We start from the raw sequence: 24,689 nt of genomic DNA, 5'->3' as shown, positions 1-24,689 counted from the left end.
TGACATTCTCGTACATTTGTCGAAAAATGCTGTGGCGGATGTCCGTGGAACTTCCGTGACGTGCGGATTTAGCCTGAGGTCATGCTCGGTTCCCTGCTTCTCGCGGGCTCACGCAGCCCGCTCGCCCGCCGGGCCGTGTCGGGGCTCCCGCTCACGCGCAAGGTCGTCGACCGCTTCGTGGCCGGAGAGTCCACCGCGGACGCCGTCGCCGCGACGCGCCGCCTGACCGGCTCGGGGCTGTCCGTCACCATCGACCATCTGGGCGAGGAGGTCCGGGACCCCGGCGCCGCCGTCGCCACCGCCAAGGCGTACGTCTCCCTGCTCGAGGAGCTGCGGCCGCTCGGCCTCGGCGACCGGGCCGAGGTGTCGGTCAAGCTGTCGGCCGTCGGCCAGGCCCTCGACCCGGGCATGGCGCTGGAGAACGCACGGCAGATCTGCGCGGCGGCGCGGGAGTGCGGCTCCACCGTCACCCTGGACATGGAGGACCACACCACCGTCGACGCGACCCTCGGCGTGCTGCGCGCGCTGCGCGAGGACTTCCCGGAGACGGGCGTGGCGATCCAGGCCTACCTGTTCCGCAGCGAGGCCGACTGCCGCGACCTCGCGGGGTCGCGGGTGCGGCTGGTCAAGGGCGCCTACGCCGAGCCCGTCTCGGTGGCCTGGCAGAGCAAGGCCGAGGTCGACCGCGCGTACGTGCGGTGCCTGCGGACGCTCATGTCGGGCACGGGCTATCCCATGGTGGCCACGCACGACGACCGGCTGATCGCGATCGCCGAGTCGCTCGCGGTGAGCGCCGGGCGCGGCCCGGACGACTACGAGTTCCAGATGCTCTACGGCATCCGGGCCGACAGGCAGGCGGCGCTGGCCGCGGCCGGGTCCCGGGTGCGGGTCTACGTCCCCTACGGCGACGACTGGTACGGCTACTTCATGCGCCGCCTCGCCGAGCGCCCGGCCAACGTCGCCTTCTTCCTTCGCGCTTTGAGGGGTAAATGATGGATGCGATCACCGAGGTCCCGGTGCCGGCGAACGAGCCGGTGCACGCGTACGGGCCGGGCAGCGCCGAGCGCGCGGCCCTGGAGACCCGGATCAAGGAGCTGTCGGGGACGTCCCTCGACCTGACGATGACGATCGGCGGCGAGCGGCGCATGGCCGGCGGCACCCCGATCGACGTCGTGCAGCCGCACAACCACGCCGCCGTGCTCGGCCGTACGGCCGACGCCACCGCGGCCGACGTGCGGGCGGCGGTCGACGCGGCGCTCGAGGCCGCGCCGCGCTGGCGGGCCCTGCCGTTCGAGGAGCGCGCCGCGGTGTTCCTGCGCGCCGCCGAGCTGCTCAGCGGCCCGTGGCGGAACACGCTCAACGCGGCCACCATGCTCGGCCAGTCGAAGTCGGCGCAGCAGGCCGAGATCGACGCCGCGTGCGAGCTGATCGACTTCTTCCGGTTCAACGTCGCCTACGCGCGGCGGCTGCTCGCCGAGCAGCCGGTGTCGTCGCCGGGCGTGTGGAACCGCATGGAGTATCGCCCGCTGGAGGGCTTCGTCCTGGCGATCACGCCGTTCAACTTCACCTCCATCGCGGCCAACCTGCCGGCCGCGGCGGCGCTGATGGGCAACGTCGTGGTGTGGAAGCCGTCGCCGACCCAGCAGTTCGCGGCGCACTTCACCATGCGGCTGCTGGAGGCGGCCGGGCTGCCGCCCGGTGTGATCAACATGGTCACCGGCAACGGCGCCGCCGTCTCCGAGGTCGCCCTGCCCCACCCCGAGCTGGCCGGGATCCACTTCACCGGCTCGACGGCCACGTTCCAGCACCTGTGGCGCGCCGTCGGGGAGAACATCTCCGGCTACCGGGGCTACCCGCGGCTCGTCGGCGAGACCGGCGGCAAGGACTTCATCCTGGCGCATCCGTCCGCGGAGGCCGGGGCGCTGTCCACCGCGCTGCTGCGGGGCGCGTTCGAATACCAGGGCCAGAAGTGCTCGGCGGCCTCCCGGGCGTACGTGCCGCGCTCGCTGTGGACCCGGATACGTGACGACTTCGTGTCGGCGGCCGAGTCACTCACCGTGGGCGACGTGTCGGCCGACCTGTCCACGTTCATGGGCGCGGTGATCGACGCGCGGGCCTTCGCCAAGCACAAGGAGGCGATCGACCGGGCGCGGTCGGTCGACTCGATCTCGGTGCTCACGGGCTCCTACGACGACTCGACCGGCTACTTCGTGCGGCCGACGGTGCTGGAGTGCGCCGACCCCGCGGACGAGGTCTTCGTGAAGGAGTACTTCGGCCCGATCCTCGCCGTCCACGTCTACGACGACGCCGCGTACGACAGCGTGCTCGACCAGATGGAGAGCATCGCGCCGTACGCGCTGACCGGGTCGATCATCGCGCAGGACCGGTATGTGATCGACGACGCCACCGAGCGGCTGCGCTTCGCGGCGGGCAACTTCTACGTCAACGACAAGCCGACCGGCGCGGTCGTCGGGCAGCAGCCGTTCGGCGGGGCCCGCGCCTCGGGCACCAACGACAAGGCCGGCTCGATCTTCAACCTGATCCGCTGGGTCAACGCCCGCACGATCAAGGAGACCTTCGTGCCCCCGGTCGTGAGCGGGCCGTACAGGGGCGACGTGCCGCAGGGCGGCTGGCAGCAGCCCGACCTCGGCGACCTCGGCTACTGACACACCCCGATGCCCTCGGACCCCCCTTGGCGGGGCTCCGAGGGCATCGTCGTCTCACATGGGACCCCACCGATGGAGTCCGCGATCGCCTCCGGCACGGGCAGCAGCGTCGGACGAGCCCGCTGCCGCAGGACGCGCCGCTCTCCTGGGCGCGTCAGTCCTTGGCGGGGACGGCCATCTCGCCGAGGAGGGACCAGTCGTCCTGCGAGACCTTGACGTTGACGATTCTCGGGGTCTCGGCGAGGTGGGGCGGCAGCGTCCGCTGGGCCGTACGGAAGTGCTCCGACCCGACGTGCGCCGCTCCGGCCTCGTCGTCGCGGAACGCCTCGACGAGGACGTACTCGGCCGGGTCGTCGAGGCTGCGCGACCAGTCGAACCACAGGCAGCCCGGCTCGGCGCGGGTCGCCTCGGTGAACTCCCGGGTGATCTCCGGCCACTGGTCGGCGTACTGCGGCAGCACCCGGAACTTCGCGGTGATGAAAATCATCTGGCGTCTCCTCTGATCGCGGCCAGCACCACGTCCTCCAGGACCGCTCTCGGCGCCGTGTCCTGTCCGGCCTCATCGTAGGCGCCTGCCGTGACGACGACCACGAGATCGAGATCGGGCAGCAGGAACAGCCGCTGGCCGCCGTTGCCCATGGCCGTCGCCCGCCCGTCCCGGCCCACATACCACAGGTATCCGTAGGAGACGCCCTCCCAGGCCGGCACGCGCGGGCGCAGCATCTCCCCGATCCAGCCGGGGGCGATCTCCCGGTTCAGGATGGCCTGCCCGATCCGGGCGAGGCCGCGCGGCGTCAGCCGCAGGCCCGAGGCCGCCAGCGCGCTGCCGTCGGACCCGGCCGACCACTCGAAGGGCCCGGCGCCGAGCGGCTCGAAGAGCGCGGTGCGGGCGAACTCCTGAAGGCGCAGGCCCGTGCCCTTCTCCACGATCGCGCCGGCGAGGGCCGCGGCGCCGCCGCTGTAGCGCCACTGCTCGCCCGGCTCCTCCACGAACGGGCGCTCCAGCACGTAGCGGCAGCGGTCCGGCGCCAGCTCCATGGCGATCTCGCTGTTCTCCGGGCTGGTGTAGGGCGCGCTCTCGTCCCACTCCAGGCCCATCGTCATCGTCAGCGCGTGCCCGATCGTCAGCCCGGCCCGGCGAGGATCGGCCGCCAGGCCGGCGTACTCGGGGAAGAGCGACAGGAGCGGCTCACCGGGCTCCGGCACCAGGCCGGACTCCAGCGCCAGGCCGTACAGCAGCGCCACCAGGCTCTTGGTGACCGAGCGCAGGTCGTGCAGCGTGTCCGGCCCGAAGTGCACGTGGCCGAGCGGGGTGTTCAGCATGTGGTCCTCGCCGCCGCCGTACCACTCGAGGACGATGCGGCCGCGCCGGGCCACCACGACGCCGTGCAGGGCCGGGGCGCCGCCCCGCCGTACGAGGGCGTCCAGCCGGTGGGGCAGGTCCGCCGGGAGCCCTGCCTTCTCCGGGGCGATCAGCCGCATGCGTTTCCTCCGCTTTCTCGGGGATTCCTCCTCGTCCCGACGCTTGCATAATTTCCCGGCGGTAAACAACCGGATTAGGGGGGTACCCAGCCTCGAAAGACGCCTACGAGCGAGCCGAGGTCGACATGCGCGCAATCCTGGCGGCTCTCTGCGTCGCGGCCGCGGCCGTCACCGCCGCCTGCGGCGACATGAAGCAGGACTTCTACACCCAGACGATCCCCCAGAACGACGGGGCGAACGCGGACCTGCCCGGCATGCTGATCCGCAACGCCTTCATCATCGGCCCGCTGCAGCCCGCCCCGCCGGGGACCGACATGCCGATGTACATGGTGCTGCTCAACCAGAGCGGCCGCACCGACCGCCTGGTGTCGGTGGACACCGGGGGCGTGTTCCGGGAGGCCCGCCTGCCCACCCCGGGCGGCCTGGAGATCCCCGCCGGGAAGTACGTCGGCGGGACGCCCTTTCCTCAGGTGCTGCTCGCCGGCCTCACCCGCCCGCTGCGCAGCGGCGGCACGATCCCCGTGACGTTCCGGTTCCAGAACGCGGGGACGGTCCGGGTGCAGGTCCCGGTCCTGCCGCCGGGAACATGGCGAAGCACCTACTCCCCCTGGCCGGGCATGTCGCCGTTCGCCTCACCCAGTCCGTCGCCTGCCCTTTCACCCGGCTCGTCGCCCGCTGTCTCGCCGAGCCCGTCACCCGCCGGGAGCTGACCCGTCCCGGATCCCCGGATTCGCGGCGATGACCTCCTCGGCGACGTCGGCGGAGAAGGGGAACGGCGTCGCGCGGCCGGACGGCCGTGGGCCGCCCGGCCGGGAACGGAGGCGATCAGCTGTTGAGCAGATCGCGGACGCCGGACATCGCCTGGATGTTGCCGAGGATCGACAGGTGGTCGACGCAGGCGAGGGTGTGGTTGTCCGCCCCGGACAGCCGGGTGCTGGTGTAGGGGATGATGATGCCGTCACAGGGCGACACCCAGGTGCCGTACTTCGCCGACCCGGGCGTCTCGTCGCCGCTCAGCGAGGTGATGTACGCCGAGCCGGGCAGCATCTCGATGCACGAGACATAGATGGTGCAGGCGGCGGCGTACGTCGTGCCGTGGTTGGCGCCGGCCAGGGAGGCGACGTGGCCGACGTTGCCGGCGCCGCCGAGCTTCTGCAGGTAATACCGCGTCACGAGGCCGCCCATGGAGTGGTTGACGATGTCGACCTGGGAAGCGCCCGTGGCGGCCTTGATCTGGTTGACGAGGGCGGCCAGGCCCTGGGCGCTGACCACGTTCGAGCCTGCCCAGTTGTAGTTGTAGCCGTACAGCCGGCCGGCGGACCAGCCGTTGGCCACCAGGTACGCCTGCAGGGTGGCGAAGTTGGTGCTGTTTCCGGTGTAGCCGTGGACGAAGACGACGGGGTTGTGCGTGGCCGCCTGCGCGGGGGCAGTGGGGGCGAGGAAGCCGAGCAGGGCCAGGATGCCGAGGAGAGGGCCGACGATCCTACGCATGAGATCTCCTTGCCGTGGGGGATGACAGGAGTCTCGTGATCGGAACCGGTCACGGCATCGGGGAAATCACCAGTCGCCGTCCCCCGTTTCCGCGCGGACGGCGCGGGCGGGCAGACGGCATGGACGGGCGGCGCGGGCAGACGGCGCGGGCGGGCGGCGCGATCAGGCGGGGATCTTGAGCACGACGACGGCGATGTCGTCGCGGGGCAGCCCGGACTGGAAGGCGACCGCCTCGTCCACGACCGCCTCGGCGATTCCCGCCGCGTCCATGGCGCGGGAGGCGCCGAGCAGGCGCCGCAGCCGGTCCTCGCCGTACAGGTCCTCGCCCCTGCGTGCCTCGACGACGCCGTCGGTGTAGAAGAGGACCACGTCGCCGGGGGCGAGGTCGACGTCGACGTCGGTCAGCCTGACCGTGGGCAGCAGGCCGAGGACGTTGCCCGGGCGCCCGATCTCGCCGACCGCGTCACCCGCGGCCCGCAGCGGGTGCGGGTGACCGGCCAGGGAGACCGTGAGCCGGAAGTGCCGGCCGGCGGGCACGAGCCGGCCGTACACGGCCGTCACGAACCGGCCCGCCCGCTCGCGCAGCAGGGTCCGGTTGAGCTCGGACAGCACCGCCGACGGGCTGGGCTCCCGGATCGGCGCGGCCCGCAGGGTGTAGCGGGCCAGGCTGGTGACGACGGCGGCGTCCACGCCCTTGCCGCACACGTCGCCGAGGGCGAGCGCCCAGCCGCCCGCGGTCTCATGCATGTCGTAGAAGTCGCCGCCCACCACGTCGCCGCGCCCGGCCGGCCGGAACGCCCCGGCGACCTGGAGTCCCGGGATTTCCGGCAGGGTCGGGGGGATGAAGCTGCGCTGCAGGGTGCGGGCCAGCTCGCGCGCCTCCGCCTCCGACCGTTCGGCGCGCTGGCGGGCGCGCAGCAGCTCGCGCTCGTACTCCCGCCGGTCCGTCGCCGCGAAGAGGCAGAAGCGGATCACCCTCGGGTCGTCGCGCATGACCGCGTTGAGCAGCACCGGCAGCCGGGTGCCGTCCGCGCGGCGCACGTCGACCGCGATCTCGCGAACGACCGACTGCATCGCGAGCAGCGGGGCGAAGTGGGTCTCGTAGAAGATGCGGTCGCCGACGGCCAGCAGGTTCTGGATCCGCATGCCGCCGGTCAGCTCGCCGGGGCCGTAGCCGGTGAGCTCCAGCAGAGTCCGGTTGACCCGGATGATCGTCCCGTCGGGCAGCGTGGACAGAAATCCGCAGGGCGCGTGTTCGTAGAGCTCCTCGAAGTCGTCCTCGATGCCGTCCACCTACAGGAACGCCTTGATCGCGGCGACGGTCTCCTCCGGCGCGCTCAGGTTGGGGCAGTGCCCCGTCGCCCGCATCAGCACCAGCTCGCTGCGGGGGATGTTCTCGTGCACGTACTTGCCGACCTCGACCGGGGCGATCACGTCCGCGGAGCACTGCAGGATCAGGCAGGGCACCGGCACCCGCGCCAGGTCGGCCCGGTTGTCCGACATGAACGTCACCGTCGCGAACCGCTTGGCGATGTCCGGGTCGGTGCGGCAGAAGCTGTTGGTGAGCTCGGCCCCCAGCTCGGGGCGCTCCGGGTTGCCCATGATCACCGGCGCCATGGCGCTGGACCAGCCGAGGTAGTTGCTGTCGAGCGACTCCAGCAGTTCCTCGATGTCGGCCGCGCTGAAGCCGCCGGCGTAGCCCTCGTCGTCGATGTAGCGGGGCGAGGGCCCGACCATCACCAGTGCCCCGAAGCGCTCCGGCTCCCTGATGGCCGCCAGCGCGCCGATCATCGCGCTCACCGAATGGCCCACGAAGACGGCGTCGGTCAGGTCGAGCTCGGCGCAGACGTCCAGGACGTCCTGCGCGTACCCCTGGAGGGAGGAGTATCGCTCGGGCGAGTAGGCCGACAGGTCGGAGTGGCCGGAGCCCACGTAGTCGAACAGCACGACCCGGTGGTCGTCCTCGAAGGCGGGGGCGACCAGCCGCCACATGTTCTGGTCGCAGCCGAACCCGTGGGCGAAGACCATGGGACGGCCGTCCGCCCGGCCGGTGACTCGCACGTTGTTGCGCACCTTCACGCTCATGACGCGCAAGCGTACAAAGCAAACGGCTGCCCGTGTACGCCCAGTCGGCGAGGGTAGGCGGCGTAGACCCTGGCCCCTCGCGCGGCCGGGGCTTCGCGGCGCGAAGGCCCTGTTTGATCTGGACCGAGGGGGTATGGCGGCATGTGCGCGCTCCGTCCTGGCGGGACCCGCCCGGACACAGAGCCGGACACAGAGCCGGACACGAAGCCGCCGGGCACTGAGCCGGACACGGAGCCGCCGGGCACAGAGCCGGACACGGATCCGCCGGGCACTGAGCCGCCGGGCACGGAGCCTGCCGCGACCGGGAGCGAGGCGCGCAACCCGCGCGCCGAGGCCCGCCGGCCGTACCGATCGACGACCGAGGCGCCGGAAGGGGTAGCGATGACCGACGACACCACGGCGGGCACGCGGGAACGCTTCGCGTTCGACTTCGACTCCCGGTTCGCCGCCCTGCTGTCCGTGCTGGGCATCCGCGAGGACACCGCCGGGGTCCTGGTCGGCCCCGGCACGCTGCGGGTCCGCTTCGGGCCGTGGGTGATCGAGACCCCGCTGGCCAACGTCTCCGGCGTCGAGACGAGCGGCCCCTACTCCCCCTGGCGGGCGATCGGGGTGCACGTCTCGCTCGCCGACCGCGGACTGACGTTCGCCACCAACGCCCGCAAGGGGCTGTGCCTACGGTTCCACGAGGCCATCCGGGGCGGCGAGCCGCTCGGGCTGCTGCGCCATCCCGGCCTGACCATGACGGTCGCCGACCCCGCCGGACTCGCCGACAAGCTGTCCCGGCGTCTGTAGAAGCTCCTGGAGGAAGAACCTTGATCCGCCGACTCGTAAGCGGCGCCGCCGCCGGAGCACTGTCCACCCTCGCGATGAGCGCGGTGATGCTCGCCGGACAGAAGATCGGCCTGATGCCGAGCCAGCCGCCCAAGCACATCGTGAGGGCCGCCCTGCCGGGCCACCCGCACCGGCCCAAACCCGGCGAACGCGCCCTCGGCGCCGCCGCGCACCTGGGATTCGGCGCCGCCTGCGGCGCGGCGTTCGCGCTGCTCACCCGCGGGCGCGGGGCCGGGGTTCCCCTCGGGGTGGGCTACGCCCTGATGATCTGGCTCGGCGCCTACGAGGGCTGGGTGCCCGCGCTGAACATCCTGCCGCCCGCCTCGCGCGACCCCGCGCGCGGGCGCCCGGTCGTCATGGCCGCGGCCCACGTGGCGTACGGCGCCACGCTGGCGCTCGCGGTGCGCGCCATGGCGGACGGGCGACACGCCGGATAGGCACACCTCTCCCGTCCTGTTCGCGCGCCACGGCGCGAGAGGGCTCAGGAGGTGACGGCCTTCGCGGAGTTCCACAGGACCCCGCGGTTGATCCGCGGCACGCGGCCACCGGGCGGTCAGTGATCCACATGTCGGCCGTCGCTGTCGCGCATGGGCCGTGGCCGCGATCCCGAGTGCCGAGCGGCGTCCTCAGCCGGCGACGTCCTTGAACGCGACGACCTTGCCGACGCGAAGCCGCACGAGGAGCTCCCCCGGCACGCCGTTGCGCCTGCCGTACTCCTCGGCCCGCTCCTCCCCCATATAACGGCCGCCGAGCACCGTCGCCCAGTGGCGCACCTCGGCGAGGTCGTCCGACAGGGTCGTCTCCCCCTCGATCAGCACGTACGAGTACGGCGGGGCCTGGTCGTCGACGCACAGGGCCGCCCGGGGATCGCGGCGCAGCGCGTTGGCCTTCACTCCGCTCTCGTGGGTGGTGAACACCACGTCGTCCCCGTCGAGGGCGAACCAGATCGGCGTCACGTGGGGCCGCCCGTCCGCCCTGGTGACGGCGACTTTCCCGGTCTTGGTGCCGATCATCACGAACTCGCGCCACTCCGCCTCGGTCATCCTCTCCATGGCGTCGAAGCTATCGCGCGGCACCTTTCGGCCTTGCCGCCTCTTCCCCACGTGGCGGCCGTTTTCTTACGCCCTACGCACAAAGCCCGTCGCATTTCCGTAGATGTACGGATATCGCTACGGATGTTCGTATCCGGACCGGGGTTCTAACGTCGCGCACGGGCCGGTTTCCCCGGCCGCAAGCACCATCCATTTCTCTCATCACCCCCCGACTCCCACCGTGTCCGCCGCCCGGGCTCGTCTCCCGGAGGCACGGCCGCCGGTGCCCGCCCACAAGGCGCACGCCCCGTGGGAGGCAGAGAAAGGAAGACGCCCATGAGGCGCACAGCACTGCTCGCGGCCGCCGCCGCGCTGGCCGTGACCGGTGTGGTGGCACCCGCCACCGCCGCTGCCGCCAAGCCCCCGCCCGGCAGCGAGGCCGCGGTCAGGTCCCTCGCCGACGATCCCGCTCAGCGGGCCGCGGCCGCCGCGGACCAGGCCGTCGCGAGCGGCCTCGACGACCTGCGCGTGTCCCCCGGCGAGACCTACCGGCGCACCGCCGTCACGCCGGGCGGCGGCATGTACTACGTCACCTATGAGCGCGCGTACAAGGGCCTGCCCATCGTGGGAGGCGACGCGGTCGTCGTCACCGACGCGGGCGGGCGGGTGCGCGACACCGAGGCGGCGTCCGGCGCACTCCTCCTGGGCGTGCCGACCTCGCCGGCGGTCAGCGCCGAGACCGCCACCGAGACGGCGAAGACCGTGCTGTCCCGCGTCGACGACACCGCGGCCCCGCGCCTGGTGGTCCTCGCCTGGGGCGCCAAGCCGCGCCTGGCCTGGGAGGCGTTGGTCTCGGGCGTCGCGGACGGCAGGCCGAGCATCCAGCACGTGTTCGTGGACGCGGCCACCGGCGAGATCGCCGACTCCTACGACCAGGTGAAGGCGGGCACCGGCAACGGCTACTACTACGGCACGGTCACCATCAACACGAGCGGCTCCGGCTCCTCGTACTCGATGACCGACTCCACCCGCAGCGGGCTCAGGTGCGGCGGGCAGAACGGCTCGGCCTACACCGGCTCGGACGACTCCTGGGGCAACGGCGGCGGGACCAACCTGGAGACCGCCTGCGTCGACGCGCTCTACAGCGTCCAGCGCGAGTGGGACATGCTGCGCGACTGGCTGGGCCGCAACGGCATCAACGGCAGCGGCGGCGGCTTCCCCACCCGCGTGGGCCTGGCCGACGTCAACGCGTACTGGAACGGCAGCTACACCAACTTCGGCCACTCGCAGGACAACGCCCGCCAGGCCACGCCGATCGACGTCGTGGCGCACGAGTTCGGTCACGCCATCTTCCAGACCACCCCCGGCGCCGCCGGCTCCGGCAACGAGAACGGCGGCATCAACGAGGGCACCGGCGACATCTTCGGCGCGCTCACCGAGGCGTACGCCAACAACCCGAACGACCCGCCGGACTACCAGGTGGGCGAGGAGGTCGACCTCGTCGGTGACGGGCCCATCCGCTACATGTACAACCCGTCCCTCGCGGGCGACCCGAACTGCTATTCCTCCTCGATCCCGAGCACCGAGGTCCACTCCGCGGCCGGTCCGCTGAACCACTGGTTCTACCTGCTCGCCGAGGGCTCCTCGCCGGGCGGCGGCAAGCCGAGCAGCCCGATCTGCTCGGGCGGCCCCTCCTCCGTCAGCGGCATCGGCATCCAGAAGGCCGGCAAGATCTACCTGGGCGCGCTGCAGCGCAAGACCTCGACCTGGAAGTACGTCAACGTCAGGACCGCGTCGCTGGCGGCGGCGGTCGAGCTGTACGGCGCGAGCAGCCCCGAGTGCGCGGCCACCAAGGCGGCGTGGAGCGCGGCCGGAGTGCCGGCGCAGTCGAACGAAGCGAGCTGCTCCTCCTCGGGCAACGACTTCTCGCTGTCGCTCAGCCCCACGTCGGGCACGGTGACACCCGGCCAGTCGGTGACCTCCACGGTCGCGACGTCGACCAGCTCGGGTAGCGCGCAGACGGTGAGCCTCAGCGCCTCCGGGCTTCCCTCCGGCGCCACCGCGAGCTTCAGCCCGTCGTCGGTGAGCTCCGGCGGCTCCTCCACCCTGACGATCGCCACCAGCGCGTCCACCCCCTCCGGGACGTACACGGTCACCGTCACCGGAAGCGGATCGTCCGGCTCGCACACCGCCTCCTACACGCTGACGGTGTCGGGCACCTCCGGCGGGCGTACGTTCACCAACGGCACCAACTACACGATCAACGACCTGACCACGATCAACAGCCCGATCACCTCGACCGCCACGGGAACGGCGGTCTCCCCGGTGCAGCTGAGCATCACGATCTCGCACACCTGCGCCGAGGACCTGCGGATCAGGCTCCGGGGCCCGAGCGGCACCTACTACACGGTCAAGTCCAGCGGCGGATCGAGCTGCACCTCCTTCGGCACCAGGACCTACTCCGTCCCGGTCACCCAGACGGCGGCGGGCACCTGGACGCTTGAGGTCCGCGACCAGTACTACCTCGACACCGGCTACCTCGACTCGTGGAGCATCACGCTCTGAGTGACGCGGCACGGCCCCCGGGATCGCATGGTCCCGGGGGTTTCCGCCTGTCAGGCGTTTCCGCACGTCCGCATTGCCGCGTGTGCGAGGCCGGTCAGGCGGGCGGCGCGATCTGGGTCCGCGACCGCACGCCGAGCTTGCGCAGCACGGTCGCGACATGGGTCTCGACCGTGCGCGTGGACAGGAAGAGCACGTCCGCGATCTCGCGGTTGGTCCGGCCGAGCGCGACGAGCCGGGCCACCTCCCGCTCCCGCTGCGACAGCGCGCCGGCGCCCCGCCGCCCGCCGCGCGGGAGCGGGACGTCCACCCCGATGTCGCGCAGCACCCGCCTGCACCTCGCGGCGTCGTGGGTGGCGCCGAGCCTGCCGTACGACTCCGCGGCCTCCCGGAAGCCCGTCGCCGCGGCGTCGTCCCCGATCGCGAGCCGGGCTCTCGCCTCCCCCTCGGCCGCCCGCGCCGCCGCGTACGGCTGGGGCAGGGCGGCGTACGCCTCCCGGGCCCGGGCGAAGAACGCGGCAGCGTCGGCGTGCCGCAGTTGCGCGGCGGCGAGCGCGCCACTGGCGGCGTCGAGCGCGGCGTGCGCGGCGGGTGCCACCCGGCCCGCGATCCCGGCGGCGTACTCGTCCACGAGTTCCGCCGCCGTCTCCATGCGCCCCACCCGGGCGAGCGCGGCGACGGCCGGCGGGACGAGGCCCGCGCCCCACACCCACACGCCCTTGCGGCGCAGCCGGGCGACCGCCGCCTCGGCCTCCGCGGCCGCCTCGTTCAACGCCCCCCGGGCGAGGTGCAGATCGACGAGCCCACCGGCGGCGGCCGTCACGACGGGGACGTTGCGGGCCTCCGGCGCGTCCAGCCCCGCGCGGTGAAACTGCCTGACCGCCTCCTCCCATTCGCCCGTCGCGAGGGCGAGCAGTCCGAGCACCAGCCACAGGTCCACCGCGACCAGCGGCGTCTCCGTGGCCGACTCCCCCAGGGACGCCGCCCGGTCGCGCAGCCCGTCCCATCGCCCGGTGAACCACTCCCGGCGGATCACGGAGGCGTCGAGGAGGAAGGCGGGATACTGCGCGCCGGTCTCCAGGGCGAGCCGCCGCCCCTCCCTGCCGAACCGCTCGGCCGCCGCGTAGAGGCCCACGGTCGTCGCCGAGTCGTGGAGGTTGCAGTAGGCGCGGGCGACCTCCCGCCGGACCCCCGTACGCGGATCGTCCGCCGGCAGCCGGGCGGCGACGTCGAACGCGCCGGGAGAGCCGGTCGTCATCTCGAACGAGGCCCGGTTGGCCAGGACCGCGGCCGACAGCTCCGGGTTGTCGGCGGTGGCGACGAGCGCCTCGGCCCGGGCCATCCACTCCGCGTGCTCCGCCAGCGACTCGGCGCCCCACTCGGGCATCGCCATGCTGGCCCAGCCGCGGGCGGCGAGCGTCGGCCGGTCGGTCAGCTCGGCGAGGGCGGCCATGATCTCCGGCCGTCCCGCGGCGGCGTCGCCCGCCTGGTTGGACAGGACCACGCCGAGGTTGAGCCGCACCTCGCCGCGCACGTCGCGGGACAGGAAGTCGCCCCGCAGCACCTGACGCAGCAGCCGCACCACCCGTTGATGCGACAGGCCCGTCGCGGCGAAGCGGCTGAGCATCAGCACCAGCGGGCCCCGGTCGCGCACCGGCAGGCCGGGGTCGTCGAGCATGCCCTCGACCACTTCGACGGCGAGGGCGGTGTCGCCCAGCGCGGCGGCCTGCTGGGCGGCGGCGGTCCCGTGGCGCACCCAGGCGTCGGTGTCCCCGGCCTGCCGGGCGTGGAAGGCCAGCTGCACCAGCGGCGGCGCGTCCGTCGCGGCGAGCGCGGCCATCGCCCGGACGTGCGCCGACCGGCGTTCCGGGCCGGGGATGGCGTCATACACGGCCTGCTGGGCCAGCGCGTGGCGGAAGCCGTACCGGCCGCCGGGGTGCTCGTGCAGGACCCCGGCGCGCAGCGCCTCGGCCAGTCCGGCCGAGCCCGATCCCACAGGGACCGATCCCACAGCGCCCGATCGCACAGGGCCCGATCCCACAGGGCCCGATCCCACAGGGCCCGATCCCACAGGGCCCGATGCGGTGGAGTCCGGCCCGGCGGGGCCCTGCCCGGCAGGGTTCGATGCGACCGGGCTCGGCGCGGCGGGGTCGGCGCCGACCGCGGTGATGAGCCGCTCATCCGCGGGAAGCCGCAGCACCGCCGCCGCCCGGACCGCTCCGGCCGCCGCCGGGGACAGACCGGCCATCCGTTCGGCCATCGCCTCGCGCAGCAGCAGCGGGACGCCGGCCCGGTCGACGGCACGGTCGAGCGCGTCCGGGCCGTCCGTGCCGGGCAGTGAGACGGGCAGGGACCGGACCAGCTCCTCCACCACGAACGGGATGCCCGCCGTGCGCTCGTGCAGCCGCGTGACGAACCCGGGTGACAGGTCGGACCGCTCCAGCAGCGCACCGGCCAGGCCGGCCACGCCGGACGCGTCCAGGGGCGTGAGCCGTACGACCACGCTGGTCGTGTCGGGCTGGTGCCGGTAGGCCCGGCCGAGCGGCGGGCCGGTGACGCCGTCCCTGCGGCACGTCGCGACCACCGCCAGTGCCTGCGGCGGCTGCCCGGCCAGGAAACGCAGCAGGTCGAGCGTGCCGTCGTCGGCCCAGTGCAGGTCCTCCACGACGAGCACGGCCGGTCCCACGGACGCCAGCAGGGCGCGTATCGCGCGGAACACCCGGTGGCGTTCGGCCCGCGGGTCGTCCAGGGGCTGCGGCGACGGCGGCAGCGCACCGTCCAGTTCGGGGAGGTGGTCGCGGAGCGCGCCGGTGACCGGGTTGAGCCGGTGCGCCGCCGGGAGCCGTCCCCTGATGTCCCGCAGCGCCTCGAAGACCGGCCCGTACGGGAAGGGCTCGCGGATCTGGTGGCAGTAGCCGAGGAGGACGGCCCGGTCGCCGGACGGCAGGCGGTCGAGCGCGGCGCGGACGAGCCGGGTCTTGCCGATGCCCGCCTCGCCCTCCACGAGCACGACCGCCGGGGGGCGGGTCACCGCGTCGATGAGAGTCCGCAGCTCAGTGGCGCGTCCGACCAGCTGGGGCGGGGGCACGATGCTCATCCACGGCTCCAAGGTCAGGGTTGCGAGTCCCCCCAGGCTCGGCTACGGCTCAGTTATCCCCGCCTCTTGACCACCGGTCAACCCTCCGGCGTAACGGCCGTGTTGCGAAACCGGACAGATCTCCGGAGCCCTACGCGCGGCGGGGCCGGGTGGCGGCGTCGAGTGCGGCGGCCTCCTCCGGCGTGGGCGCCGTGCCGCCGAGGTGAGCCGGCTGCCACCACACGCCTTGCCGCTGGTCGGGGTAGGTCCGCTGGGCCACGTCGAGCAGGTCCGCCATCCGCCGCCGCAGGTCGCCGGTGAGCGCGGCGATGTCGTCGCCGGCGCCGGGAAGCATGGGCTCGCCGACCAGGATCGTGATGGGAACATGCCGCTGCAGCAGCCTTCGGGGGCGGCCCTTGGTCCACAGCCGCTGGCCGCCCCACAGGGCGACCGGGATCACGGGCACCCCGGCCTCGGTCGCCATCCGGATCGGGCCGCTCTTGATCTCCTTGATGGTGAACGACCGGCTGATCGTCGCCTCGGCGAAGTTGCCGACGATCTCGCCGTCCTTGAGTGCCCGTACGGCGGCGTCGTAGGCGCCGGCTCCGGCCGACCGGTCCACCGGGATGTGGTGCATGCCGCGCATCAGCGGGCCCGACACGGGGTGGTCGAAGACCTCCTTCTTCGCCATGAACCGGACCAGCCGCCCGGCCGGGTGGGCGGCGAAGCCGGCGAAGATGAAGTCGAGATAGCTGACGTGGTTGCTCACCAGGACCGCGCCGCCGCTCCGCGGAATCCGCTCCGTGCCCTCCATCCGGAACCTCAGGTCGAGCAGCTTGAAGGCGGTCAGCGCGGTGCGCAGGACCGGCGGGTACACGATCTCAGCCATGCCTGAAACCGTAACCTACTCACCCGTAACTTTTTGCGGGCCGAAAGTCCTCTTTCTCGCGGCTCCGCGCCGGTTCCGTCTGAGCCCCGCTTTCGGCCCCGCTCCGCCTCCGTTCCGGCCCCGCTGCGGTGTGCGGCTTCGACCCCGCTTCGGCCCCGCTACGGCGCCGTGCCCGGTCAGTGACCGCGGAAGGCCTCCTCCAGCCACCACGACGGGCGGTCGGCGGTGACCTTCGCGTGGACGAGCAGGGGTTTGTCGCGCGGCCCCTTCAGCCACGCGGCGACCCCCGAGAGGTCCTCCTCCCGCCGTACGGTCACCGCCTCGAAGCCGAAGCCCCGCGCGATCGCCGCGATGTCGGCGGGCGGGAACGTGACCGCGCCGAGCGGGAACCCGTGCGGGCCGAAATGGTGGACCTCCGCGCCGTATCCCTCGTCGTCGTAGACCACGACCACCATCGGCAGGCCGAGCCGCACGACCGTCTCCAGCTCGGCGACGCCCATCAGCGCCCCGCCGTCCCCGAGGGCGGCGACCGCGAGCCGGTCGGGCCGCGCGACGGCCGCGCCGACGGCGGTCGCCAGGCCGAGGCCGATGGACTGGTACGCCTGGGTGAAGCAGAACGCGCTGCCGTCCGGGACCGTGAGGAACATCGACGGATATCCCATGAAGTTCCCCGAGTCGACGGCCACCAGCCGTTCCTGCGGGAGCAGGTCGTCGAGCCCGATGGTCAGCGTGCGGGGGTCGATGCGCCCCCCGGTGCTCAGGTCCTCGTAGGGCACGTCGCGCCAGCGGCCCTCCCGGGCGATGCGCTCGGCGATCTCCGGGGAGCGGTAGCCGCGCGTCCCCGTCCCGCCCTCCGCCGCGGGCTCGGCCTCGCCGAGCAGGGCGGTGACCGCCCGTGCGGTCTCGCGTACGTCGCCGACCACGCCGAGGTCGATCTCGCGGTGCACGCCGAGCGCGTCGGGGTCGAGGTCAACCTGGACGATCTTCGTGTCCGGCCCGATCAGCGCGCCGTGCCGGGTGGTCCACATGGTGAACGAGCAGCCCCAGCCGACGACGAGGTCGGCGCCGCGGATCAGCTCGGCCGCGAGCGGGGTGGCGAAACCGCCGCTCACGTCGAGGTCCCACGGGCTGCCGTGGAAGTGGCCCTTGGCGACCGCCGAGGTGGAGAACAGCGCCCCCACCCGCTCGCCGAGCGCCTCCAGCTCCCGCCGCGAGCCGCGGGCTCCCCGGCCGGCCACGAAGACCGGCCGCTCTGCCTCCGCCAGCATCCGCGCGAGCCGCGTCAGCGCGTCGGACGGCTCCGCGGGGAGGCCCTGCGTCTCCTCGTCGTCCCCGGCCTCGATGGGGAACGTCAGCCCCCACGCCGGCGGCACGCGGCTCGCCACGTCGCGGTGCGCGCCGCCCCGGCCGGACAGCAGTTCGCGTACGGCCTCGGCGGCCTCGTCGGGCAGCTCCTCGGCCTGCACGTCGAGGGGCAGGTTGAGCACCACGGTCCGGCGTCCGAGCAGGGCGGCGAGGAAGGCCATCACGGTGTCGTCCACGACCGTGGCCGCCGAGCCGACCCTGGCGCAGTGCGCGCCCACGGCCTCGGCGAGCGCGGTCTGGTCGATGCGGAAGTTGGAGGTGGGCGAGGTCACCTCCGGGGCGAGCACGAGCAGCGGGGTGCGGCTCTTGGCCGCCTCGGTGACGCCGGTCAGCGCGTTGGTCAGGCCGGGCCCCTGGTGGACGGTGAGCACGGCGACCGTGCCGCTCATCCGGGCGTAGGCGTCGGCCATCGTGGCGGCCCCGCCCTCGTGCCGCGCCGCGACGTAGCGCACGCCGTGCTCGACAAGAGCGTTGGTGACGTGGAAGTTGCCGCTGCCGACGACGCCGAAGGCCGCCCGTACGCCGAGGGCGGCGAGGGCCGCGCCGACGGCCTCCGCGACGTTCACCGCTCCACCAGGGCGAGCACGCGGACCGGGCTGCCCGAGCCGCCGACGATCGGCAGCGGGCCCGCGACCACCACCGCGCCGGTGGGCGGCAACCGGTCGAGATTGCGCAACTGCGTCAGGCCGTACTTCCCGGCGCCGAGCAGGAACGAGTGGCAGGGGAAGGCGGGGTCGAAGGAGTGGGCGGCGCCCGCGTCGGTGCCGACGGTCTCCACGCCGATCCCCGTGATCGGGGTCTCCTCCGCGAGGTAGCGGGCGCAGTCGACGGACATGCCCGGCGTGTGCGGCCCCGTCTCGTTGGCGTTCAGGAACTCCGCCTGGTCGTGGGCGCGGGCGTCCCAGCCGGTGCGGTAGAGCAGCCAGCCGCCGTCGGGCAGCGGCCCGTGCTCGGCCTCCCACGCCTTGACGTGGTCGACCTCCAGCAGGAAGTCGGGGTCGGCGGCCGACTGCGCGCTGAAGTCGAGCACCACGGCGGGCGCGATCAGCTTGGCGGGGGCCACCTGCGACACGTCCTCGCCGTCGCGCCCGGTCACCCAGTGGACCGGCGCGTCGAAGTGCGTGCCGGTGTGCTCGCCGGTGGTGAAGTTGTTCCAGTACCAGGCCGGGCCGCGGTCGTCGTAGCGGCTGATCTCCTGCATCGAGAACGGCACCGTCTGCCCGAAGGGCTCCGGCAGCAACAGGATCGGCGTCTCGTCGCTCAGCGGCGCGGTGAGGTCGAGCACCTCGATCCCCCCGCTCCGGATGCCGTCCACCAAATCCCGCAACACCGACATCAACGCCTCCCCATGATTCAGGCCCCTGCGATACTCCTACACCCGCCCCCCGGAACGCCATATCAGACGCGGGTGAACGTACGGGACGATGATCGTCCAAACCATGCGGGCGGCGCCAGACGCGGCGAGCACTCCGCGCCCTGGAACCGCTGCCCTGGAACCGCTGCCCTGGAACCGCCGCGCGGCTCGGGCGCCCCGGGGACCCGGCCCGCTGCGGACGTGTCCAGGGGCGGCTCCGAGCCTCCGGAGCCGCCCCTGGCCGACGCGTGAGGGAATCACGCGCCGCGGCTACATCCCGTCAGTCCCCGGCCAGCACGGTGAAGGTGAACCCCGTGCTCGTCGTACGGCGCAGCGGGATGTCGCACTTGACCCGGCGCAGCACCTCGCTCCTGCTGAGGCCGAGCCCCTGCGCGATGAGCCGCTCCGGGCGCACCGGCACCGGATCGTCGAAGACGACCTCCACCCGGACGGGCCACCCCGCGTCGAGCCATGCCGACGGGGTGTCCAGCCGCCAGGCCCCCTGCCAGTCGAGAGCCACGCGGTTGCGCCGGGCGAACAGCGGATCGAGCAGCGTGGACGCCACCAGCTCCGCATCGTTGGCGTGGTAGCGCTCCAGTTCGGCCGGGTCGAACGAGGCGACCGGCGCTCGCTCGTGCACGTTGAGCTTGCTCGTGCGGTCGCAGGACACGCAGCGGACCAGCAGCCACACGTCCAGCAGCTTGCCGTTGGCGTTGACGCGGAACCTGCCCTCACCGGTGGTGGCCGACTCCGACCGGCAGTCCACGCACCGCGACGACAGCAGAGGCAGCCTGGTCCGGCGGACGACCCAGGGCAGCACGATATGAGGTTGTGAAGACATGATCTCTCTAGACCTGACACGAGGCCGATTGCGCGCGGCCTCAAACGCTGCATGACCGGGCGCACGCGGGCAGCCCGGCAGAGCCGACGGAACGGTCGGCGTGAAGGTGAGCGGAAGAAGGTGTCAGGTCTAAAGAGCAGGCGGGGTCACGCGTTTGTGTCCTCTGTCCTCACAGCGATGGGCCGCAGGCACCCTACGAGAACGCATACGGCAGGCTCAAACGGTTTTTCCGCCGGCGACGGCGCAACCGCGGCGCGGCGGCGGGACCGGACGCCGCGCGGGGCACACGCCCAGGAATCGCGGGGGCCCGCGGTCCGGCCGCCGTTCGACCGCCGTTCGGCCGCCGTTCGGCCGCGTCGCGCCGGGGGCCGAGCCCGCGGCCCGGCCCCCGGCACCGCCCTGGGAAGCAGGCGGTCAGCCGGTGAAGGCGCCGGGACCGAAGCGGCCCCAGGCGACGAACACGGCGAGCGCGAGGTAGGCCAGGTTCAGCGCCGCGAACCGGAGTTCGCCGCGACGGCCGTGCGTGATCATCGCTCCGGCCATCAGCGCGGTCCAGCAGAGGGCGGTCACCGGCACCAGCACCGGTGCGATGCCGGTCGCGGCGGGCAGTGTGAAGCCGGCCGCGGCGAGGATCTCCAGGACGCCGAGGGTCTTGACTCCCCCGGCGCTGACGCTTCGCGTCCATGCTCCGCCTGGGGTCGCGGCGAGCTTCTCCTTCGGTGTGAATGCCTTGATGGCACCGCCGGTCAGGGCTACCACGGCCAGCAGTCCGGCAACGAGCCACAGTGCGAGGTTCATCGAGTCGTCCAATCGTGATCAGGCGTACGAACGTCGTGGGCGCGCCCAGGGGCGCGGATGGAGTGGAGGCCGCCGGGCGTCCGGCCCGCCGGTGGTCGAGCCGGTGGTTGTTCCGGCGGTTGTTCCGGCGGTTGTTCCGGCGGCTGCCGGACGATGCCGGGCCCGGGGACGGCACCGCTCGCTCGCATCAGCGATGCAGGCACCTGGCTCGGCCAGTCCGGGGACGGCACCGGTCGATCGCATCAGCGATGCGAAGCGCATGCTCGGCCGGCTCCGAGGGCGGGCCGCTCGTCGCGGGGGATCGGCCGGGATCGCCGAGGGTGTCGTGACCCGTCTGCCCGGCGGGTTCAGCCCTTTCCGGTGTCCCCGTGGTCCGTGCGGACCAGGGCGCCGAGGTCGCCGACCCGGTCGAAATGCTGGAGCTTGTCGGGGTTGACGATGGAGTGGATGGTCTGGATCCGGCCGTCGGCGATGTCCAGTCCCATCACGCCGACCAGCAGGTCGCGGGCGTCGTAGACCAGGGCCCCCGGCTGGCCGTTGACCTGCGTGAGGTGGAAGCGCACGCCGCCGGCACGGGCCAGCAGGGGCGCCATCGCCGCCAGGACGCGCGCCACCCGCCGGCGTCCGTTGAGCGGCCGTCCCAGCGCCGGCACCTTGCCGCCGCCGTCGCCGTGCATCGCCACGTCCTGCGCCAGCAGCTCTTCCAGCGCGCGCAGGTCGCCGTGCTCGACGGCGGCGAAGAAGGTCCCGGCGAGCTGCTGCCGCTGCTGCCAGGAGGCGTGGTAGCGCGGGCGGCGCTGCCGGAGGTGGCCGCGGGCGCGGGCGACCAGGTGCCTTGTCGTGTCCACGTCGGTGCCGACGATCTCGGCGACCTCCGCGTACGGATAGTCGAACACCTCGCGGAGCAGGAACGCGGCCCGCTGCTGCGGCGTCAGGCTTTCCAGCAGCACCAGGACGGCCAGCGACAGCGAGTCGGCGGTCTCGGCGTGCTCGCCGGGCGAGGGCTCGGTGGCGAGCGGTTCCGGGAGCCATTCGCCGATGTAGCGCTCCCGCCGTACGCGTGCCGAGCGCAACTGGTCGATGGCCAGCCGGGTGACCAGGGTGGCGATGTAGGCCCGTGGTGAGGCGATCGTCTCGCCTCCGCTCTGGGTCTGGTGCAGCCGCAGGAACGCTTCCTGCACCACGTCTTCGGCTTCGCCGACGCTGCCGAGCATCTGGTAGGCGATGGCGAAGGCGCGCGGCCGCAGCTCACCGTACAGATCCGAGGTGGACATGCCTGGTCAGCTCAATCCGTCGACGAATCCGGTGCGCCAGCTCGGGTGCTGCGGCGTCCACCCCAGGTCGCGCTTGGTCTTCTCGCTTGAGATCCCGCGGGCCCGCGTCATCATGTCGACCACGCCCTCGCCGGCCAGCGGACGGGCGAGCCAGGCCGGCACCCGGCGCGGCGGTCCGGCGCCGAGCGTACGCGCGAGGTAGGGCAGCCAGACGCGCACCGGAGCCGGGTCGTCGTCGGCGACGTGGTAGATCCCGGTCTCGCCTTGCTCGACCGCCGCGACGGTGGCCGCTGCGGCATCGGCGATGTGCACCAGCGACCACACGCCGTCGCCGCTGCCGATGATGGGAAACCTCCGCTTGCGGATCTGCTCGGTCATGACCGCGTCCGGCGCGGCGCTGATGCCCGTCCCGGGGCCGTAGAAGGAACCGTAACGGAGCACGATGCCATCGGCCCAGGTGATGCCGGTCACAGCGTCCTCCACGTGGCGCAGCGCGGCCACGGCCTCCGCGGCGTCGCCGGGCGGGTTCGGCTCGATCCGGCCGTTCTCGTCGGCGACCGGCCCGCCGGTGCGTTCCATCCACAAGGCGTTGCCCTGCGCCACGAACCTGCCGGCGCCGACCGCGCGCGCCGCCGCCAGCAGGTGGTCGGTGCCCTCCGTCCGCAGCCGGTTGGTGGCGGCCGCCATCCGCTTGACCTGCCGCATGCCGGACGGCCCGCCCAGCGCGGTGAGCTGGTGGACGATCACCTCGGGCGCGGCCTTGGCCACCGCGTCGGCCACCGAGTCGGGATCGAGCGCGTCGACGACGACCGGTTCGGCGCCCAGCGCCCGCAGCGGCCCGGTCTTGGCCTGCGAGCGGGTCGTGCCGACCACCTGGTGGCCGCGGGCCACCAACCGGGTGACGAGGTGGGCGCCGATCGCCCCGGACGCCCCGGCGATGAAGATTCTCATGTCGTCTCCGTTCGTTGCGCTGATGAAGTCGCGCTCGGCACTAGAGACGAGGCACCCCGTCCGCCCATGAACGGCAGTGACGCACCTCACACAGATGCCCGAGGCGGCTCCCGCGCGGGAAGCGCCGGCGACCCCTTGACGTGGGCGGCTCCCAGATTTAACTTCTATGAAATCGCGTTCGGCATTATCGAACGACGTTCACACTCTGGACGGTCTCATGAACGACTCACCCCCCTCCACGTTCCAGAAGCTCCTGTCAGAACTGCTCGGCACCGCCTTCCTCGTGTACGTCGGCGCCGGCTCGGCCGCGGCGACCGGGGTCATCGCGGCCGGATCCCATGCGCCCTTCTCCATGGCCCAGCTCGGCATGATCGGCTTCGCGTTCATGCTGGTCATCGTGGGCACGGTCTATGCCGTCGGGCACATCTCCGGCGCCCACATCAATCCGGCGGTCACGGTCGCCCTCGCCGCCACCGGCCGCTTCCCCTGGCGCGAGGTGCCCGGCTACGTCGCGGCACAGGCCGCCGGGGCGGTCGCGGGCGCGCTCGGGATCTTCGCGACGCTCGGCGCGGACGCCGCCAGGGCCGCCGGCGGAGGCGTGACCGCGTACGCCCCCGAGGTCGGCTTCGCCCGCGGCACGCTGGTCGAGGCGATCGGCACGTTCATCCTGGTCTTCGTCGTCTTCGGGGTGCTCGACCGGCGGGCCGCGCCCGGATGGGCGCCGATGGCGATCGGCTCGATCGTCTTCGCGATCATCGTCATCGTCGGCCCGGTGACCGGGGCCGCGATCAACCCGGCCCGCTACCTGGGCCCGTTCCTCGTGGACGCCGCCTGGGGCGGCGCGGTGGGCTGGGCCCAGGTGCCGGCGTACTTCATCGGGGAGTTCGCGGGCGGCCTGATCGGGGCACTCGCCTACACGGCGCTTGCGGCCTCGCGAGGAAGGACGAAGCTGGAGAGCACGACCACGGCAGTAGGGACCGCATCATGAAGAAGCTCATCAACAGCGTCGACTCCGTCGTCACCGACGCGCTGCGCGGCATCGCCGCGGCGCACCCGTCGCTCCGCGTCGACATCGAGAACAAGGTGGTCTTCCGCGCCGACGCCCCCCGGCCGGGCAAGGTGGGTCTGGTCTCCGGCGGCGGTTCCGGTCACGAGCCGCTGCACGGCGGGTTCGTCGGCTACGGCATGCTCGACGCGGCCTGTCCCGGCGAGATCTTCACCTCCCCCGTCCCCGACCAGCTCATCGAGGCGACCAAGGGCGTGGACGGCGGCGCGGGCGTGCTGCACATCGTGAAGAACTACACGGGCGACGTGCTGAACTTCGAGATGGCCGCCGAGCTCAGCGGCGACGAGGGCGTCGAGGTGGCGACGGTGCTCGTAAACGACGACGTGGCGGTGCAGGACTCCCTCTACACGGCGGGCCGCCGGGGCACCGGGGCCACGCTGTTCGTGGAGAAGATCGCCGGGGCGCTGGCCGAGACCGGCGCGCCCCTGGCCGAGGTGGCACGGGTCGCCCGGGAGGTCAACGAGCGCAGCCGCTCGTTCGGGGTGGCGCTGACGCCCTGCACGGTCCCGGCCGCGGGCAAGCCCACGTTCGAGCTGGGCGACACGGAGATCGAGCTCGGCATCGGCATCCACGGGGAGCCCGGCCGCACCCGGGCCCCGATGCGCGAGGCCCGGGAGATCGTCCGTACGGCGATGGACGCGATCGACGCCGACCTGCCGCTGTCCGGCGAGACGCTCGTCATGGTCAACGGCATGGGCGGGACCCCGCTCATCGAGCTGTACATCGTCTTCGCCGAGGTGGAGGCCTACCTGCGGGAGAAGGGCGCCACGGCCGTACGCAGCCTGGTCGGCAACTACGTGACCAGCCTCGACATGCAAGGCTTCTCGGTGACGACGTGCTCGCTGACCGGCGAGCTCACCCGGCTCTGGGACGCGCCGGTGGAGACACCGGCATTGCGCTGGGGCCGCTGACCGCCATCCGAACCTC

At 72.8% G+C, this 24,689-nt stretch carries 22 protein-coding genes; 8 read left to right on the top strand and 14 right to left on the bottom strand.

The annotated features are described in order from the left end of the window. The first annotated feature begins 81 nt into the window (after positions 1-81). Positions 82-993 (top strand): proline dehydrogenase family protein, encoded by a 912-nt coding sequence (locus tag FLX08_RS06550; protein WP_142617286.1) that lies wholly within the window; start codon positions 82-84, stop codon positions 991-993. Then, the gene (gene pruA / locus FLX08_RS06545) at positions 993-2,666 is read left to right on the top strand and encodes an L-glutamate gamma-semialdehyde dehydrogenase (protein WP_142617347.1); all 1,674 of its coding nucleotides are present in this window, start codon (positions 993-995) and stop codon (positions 2,664-2,666) included. The genes FLX08_RS06550 and pruA overlap by 1 nt, the downstream gene beginning before the upstream one ends. Before the next feature lie 154 nt (positions 2,667-2,820). Here the strand turns inward: pruA and FLX08_RS06540 are convergent, their stop codons facing one another. Together FLX08_RS06540 and FLX08_RS06535 are read right to left on the bottom strand one after the other, a co-directional pair. Continuing rightward, positions 2,821-3,153 carry a putative quinol monooxygenase gene (locus FLX08_RS06540; protein WP_142617285.1) on the bottom strand — a complete coding sequence of 111 codons (333 nt, stop codon included), beginning with the start codon at positions 3,151-3,153 and terminating at the stop codon, positions 2,821-2,823. After that, entirely contained in the window at positions 3,150-4,148 is a 999-nt protein-coding gene (locus FLX08_RS06535; RefSeq protein ID WP_142617284.1) for a serine hydrolase domain-containing protein, read from the bottom strand. Before FLX08_RS06535 ends, FLX08_RS06540 begins: the two co-directional genes overlap by 4 nt. A 125-nt stretch (positions 4,149-4,273) precedes the next feature. Between FLX08_RS06535 and FLX08_RS06530 the strand changes: the two genes are divergently transcribed. After that, the gene (locus FLX08_RS06530) at positions 4,274-4,858 is read left to right on the top strand and encodes a copper chaperone PCu(A)C (RefSeq protein ID WP_142617283.1); all 585 of its coding nucleotides are present in this window, start codon (positions 4,274-4,276) and stop codon (positions 4,856-4,858) included. A gap of 115 nt (positions 4,859-4,973) precedes the next feature. On the opposite strand, the gene FLX08_RS06525 is transcribed toward FLX08_RS06530, so the two are convergent. From FLX08_RS06525 to FLX08_RS06515, 3 genes are all read right to left on the bottom strand, one after another. Then, entirely contained in the window at positions 4,974-5,639 is a 666-nt protein-coding gene (locus tag FLX08_RS06525) for an esterase/lipase family protein (protein ID WP_142617282.1), read from the bottom strand. A gap of 162 nt (positions 5,640-5,801) precedes the next feature. Continuing rightward, positions 5,802-6,932, bottom strand: a complete 1,131-nt coding sequence (locus FLX08_RS06520; protein ID WP_142617281.1) for a PP2C family protein-serine/threonine phosphatase — start codon at positions 6,930-6,932, stop codon at positions 5,802-5,804. After that, positions 6,933-7,724, bottom strand: a complete 792-nt coding sequence (locus FLX08_RS06515; protein ID WP_142617280.1) for an alpha/beta fold hydrolase — start codon at positions 7,722-7,724, stop codon at positions 6,933-6,935. A gap of 381 nt (positions 7,725-8,105) precedes the next feature. Between FLX08_RS06515 and FLX08_RS06505 the strand changes: the two genes are divergently transcribed. Together FLX08_RS06505 and FLX08_RS06500 are read left to right on the top strand one after the other, a co-directional pair. Further along, positions 8,106-8,516: a hypothetical protein gene (locus tag FLX08_RS06505; RefSeq protein ID WP_142617278.1), complete on the top strand. Its 411-nt coding sequence runs from the start codon at positions 8,106-8,108 to the stop codon at positions 8,514-8,516. Between the two features lie 20 nt (positions 8,517-8,536). Continuing rightward, entirely contained in the window at positions 8,537-8,992 is a 456-nt protein-coding gene (locus tag FLX08_RS06500; RefSeq protein WP_142617277.1) for a DUF6789 family protein, read from the top strand. 189 nt (positions 8,993-9,181) lie between these two features. Here FLX08_RS06500 and FLX08_RS06495 read toward each other — a convergent pair whose 3' ends face one another. Then, a complete protein-coding gene (locus tag FLX08_RS06495) occupies positions 9,182-9,607 on the bottom strand; it encodes a PPOX class F420-dependent oxidoreductase (RefSeq protein WP_142617276.1) in 426 nt (141 codons plus the stop codon). Positions 9,608-9,922: 315 nt separating this feature from the next. On the opposite strand from FLX08_RS06495, the gene FLX08_RS06490 reads away from it, so the two are divergent. Further along, the gene (locus FLX08_RS06490) at positions 9,923-12,151 is read left to right on the top strand and encodes a M4 family metallopeptidase (RefSeq protein WP_142617275.1); all 2,229 of its coding nucleotides are present in this window, start codon (positions 9,923-9,925) and stop codon (positions 12,149-12,151) included. 94 nt (positions 12,152-12,245) lie between these two features. On the opposite strand, the gene FLX08_RS06485 is transcribed toward FLX08_RS06490, so the two are convergent. The 8 genes from FLX08_RS06485 to FLX08_RS06450 all read right to left on the bottom strand — a co-directional run bounded on the left by FLX08_RS06485 (position 12,246) and on the right by FLX08_RS06450 (position 22,696). Further along, positions 12,246-15,245: a helix-turn-helix transcriptional regulator gene (locus FLX08_RS06485; protein WP_142617274.1), complete on the bottom strand. Its 3,000-nt coding sequence runs from the start codon at positions 15,243-15,245 to the stop codon at positions 12,246-12,248. Between the two features lie 130 nt (positions 15,246-15,375). Next, positions 15,376-16,113: a lysophospholipid acyltransferase family protein gene (locus FLX08_RS06480; protein WP_142617273.1), complete on the bottom strand. Its 738-nt coding sequence runs from the start codon at positions 16,111-16,113 to the stop codon at positions 15,376-15,378. 176 nt (positions 16,114-16,289) lie between these two features. Continuing rightward, positions 16,290-18,044 (bottom strand): thiamine pyrophosphate-binding protein, encoded by a 1,755-nt coding sequence (locus tag FLX08_RS06475; RefSeq protein WP_142617272.1) that lies wholly within the window; start codon positions 18,042-18,044, stop codon positions 16,290-16,292. Continuing rightward, positions 18,041-18,814 (bottom strand): cyclase family protein, encoded by a 774-nt coding sequence (locus FLX08_RS06470; protein ID WP_142617271.1) that lies wholly within the window; start codon positions 18,812-18,814, stop codon positions 18,041-18,043. The genes FLX08_RS06475 and FLX08_RS06470 overlap by 4 nt, the downstream gene beginning before the upstream one ends. Before the next feature lie 298 nt (positions 18,815-19,112). Continuing rightward, positions 19,113-19,652: a DUF1062 domain-containing protein gene (locus tag FLX08_RS06465; RefSeq protein WP_244312452.1), complete on the bottom strand. Its 540-nt coding sequence runs from the start codon at positions 19,650-19,652 to the stop codon at positions 19,113-19,115. A gap of 435 nt (positions 19,653-20,087) precedes the next feature. Next, positions 20,088-20,471 carry a DoxX family protein gene (locus tag FLX08_RS06460; protein WP_142617269.1) on the bottom strand — a complete coding sequence of 128 codons (384 nt, stop codon included), beginning with the start codon at positions 20,469-20,471 and terminating at the stop codon, positions 20,088-20,090. Between the two features lie 347 nt (positions 20,472-20,818). Then, positions 20,819-21,745: an RNA polymerase sigma-70 factor gene (locus tag FLX08_RS06455; protein WP_142617268.1), complete on the bottom strand. Its 927-nt coding sequence runs from the start codon at positions 21,743-21,745 to the stop codon at positions 20,819-20,821. A gap of 6 nt (positions 21,746-21,751) precedes the next feature. Next, positions 21,752-22,696: an NAD-dependent epimerase/dehydratase family protein gene (locus FLX08_RS06450; protein ID WP_142617267.1), complete on the bottom strand. Its 945-nt coding sequence runs from the start codon at positions 22,694-22,696 to the stop codon at positions 21,752-21,754. A 217-nt stretch (positions 22,697-22,913) separates the two neighbouring features. On the opposite strand from FLX08_RS06450, the gene FLX08_RS06445 reads away from it, so the two are divergent. Continuing rightward, positions 22,914-23,684 (top strand): MIP/aquaporin family protein, encoded by a 771-nt coding sequence (locus FLX08_RS06445; protein ID WP_142617266.1) that lies wholly within the window; start codon positions 22,914-22,916, stop codon positions 23,682-23,684. Continuing rightward, positions 23,681-24,673 carry a dihydroxyacetone kinase subunit DhaK gene (gene dhaK / locus FLX08_RS06440; RefSeq protein WP_142617265.1) on the top strand — a complete coding sequence of 331 codons (993 nt, stop codon included), beginning with the start codon at positions 23,681-23,683 and terminating at the stop codon, positions 24,671-24,673. The genes FLX08_RS06445 and dhaK overlap by 4 nt, the downstream gene beginning before the upstream one ends. Positions 24,674-24,689: the final 16 nt, after the last annotated feature.

It is taken from the genome of Microbispora hainanensis (assembly GCF_006874475.1).
GTDB classification, from domain to species: Bacteria; Actinomycetota; Actinomycetes; order Streptosporangiales; family Streptosporangiaceae; genus Microbispora; species Microbispora hainanensis.
This window is presented reverse-complemented; position numbering and strand designations above follow the sequence as displayed.

Excerpts from the sequence above, each read along its gene's own strand:
- FLX08_RS06530 (WP_142617283.1), top strand. The coding sequence starts at position 4,274 with ATGCGCGCAATCCTGGCGGCTCTCTGCGTCGCGGCCGCGGCCGTCACC.
- FLX08_RS06480 (WP_142617273.1), bottom strand. The coding sequence starts at position 16,113 with ATGGCTGAGATCGTGTACCCGCCGGTCCTGCGCACCGCGCTGACCGCC.
- pruA (WP_142617347.1), top strand. The coding sequence starts at position 993 with ATGGATGCGATCACCGAGGTCCCGGTGCCGGCGAACGAGCCGGTGCAC.
- FLX08_RS06470 (WP_142617271.1), bottom strand. The coding sequence starts at position 18,814 with ATGTCGGTGTTGCGGGATTTGGTGGACGGCATCCGGAGCGGGGGGATC.
- FLX08_RS06495 (WP_142617276.1), bottom strand. The coding sequence starts at position 9,607 with ATGGAGAGGATGACCGAGGCGGAGTGGCGCGAGTTCGTGATGATCGGC.
- FLX08_RS06455 (WP_142617268.1), bottom strand. The coding sequence starts at position 21,745 with ATGTCCACCTCGGATCTGTACGGTGAGCTGCGGCCGCGCGCCTTCGCC.
- FLX08_RS06450 (WP_142617267.1), bottom strand. The coding sequence starts at position 22,696 with ATGAGAATCTTCATCGCCGGGGCGTCCGGGGCGATCGGCGCCCACCTC.
- FLX08_RS06445 (WP_142617266.1), top strand. The coding sequence starts at position 22,914 with ATGAACGACTCACCCCCCTCCACGTTCCAGAAGCTCCTGTCAGAACTG.
- FLX08_RS06490 (WP_142617275.1), top strand. The coding sequence starts at position 9,923 with ATGAGGCGCACAGCACTGCTCGCGGCCGCCGCCGCGCTGGCCGTGACC.
- FLX08_RS06460 (WP_142617269.1), bottom strand. The coding sequence starts at position 20,471 with ATGAACCTCGCACTGTGGCTCGTTGCCGGACTGCTGGCCGTGGTAGCC.
- FLX08_RS06515 (WP_142617280.1), bottom strand. The coding sequence starts at position 7,724 with ATGAGCGTGAAGGTGCGCAACAACGTGCGAGTCACCGGCCGGGCGGAC.
- FLX08_RS06485 (WP_142617274.1), bottom strand. The coding sequence starts at position 15,245 with ATGAGCATCGTGCCCCCGCCCCAGCTGGTCGGACGCGCCACTGAGCTG.
- FLX08_RS06535 (WP_142617284.1), bottom strand. The coding sequence starts at position 4,148 with ATGCGGCTGATCGCCCCGGAGAAGGCAGGGCTCCCGGCGGACCTGCCC.
- dhaK (WP_142617265.1), top strand. The coding sequence starts at position 23,681 with ATGAAGAAGCTCATCAACAGCGTCGACTCCGTCGTCACCGACGCGCTG.
- FLX08_RS06540 (WP_142617285.1), bottom strand. The coding sequence starts at position 3,153 with ATGATTTTCATCACCGCGAAGTTCCGGGTGCTGCCGCAGTACGCCGAC.
- FLX08_RS06505 (WP_142617278.1), top strand. The coding sequence starts at position 8,106 with ATGACCGACGACACCACGGCGGGCACGCGGGAACGCTTCGCGTTCGAC.
- FLX08_RS06550 (WP_142617286.1), top strand. The coding sequence starts at position 82 with ATGCTCGGTTCCCTGCTTCTCGCGGGCTCACGCAGCCCGCTCGCCCGC.
- FLX08_RS06525 (WP_142617282.1), bottom strand. The coding sequence starts at position 5,639 with ATGCGTAGGATCGTCGGCCCTCTCCTCGGCATCCTGGCCCTGCTCGGC.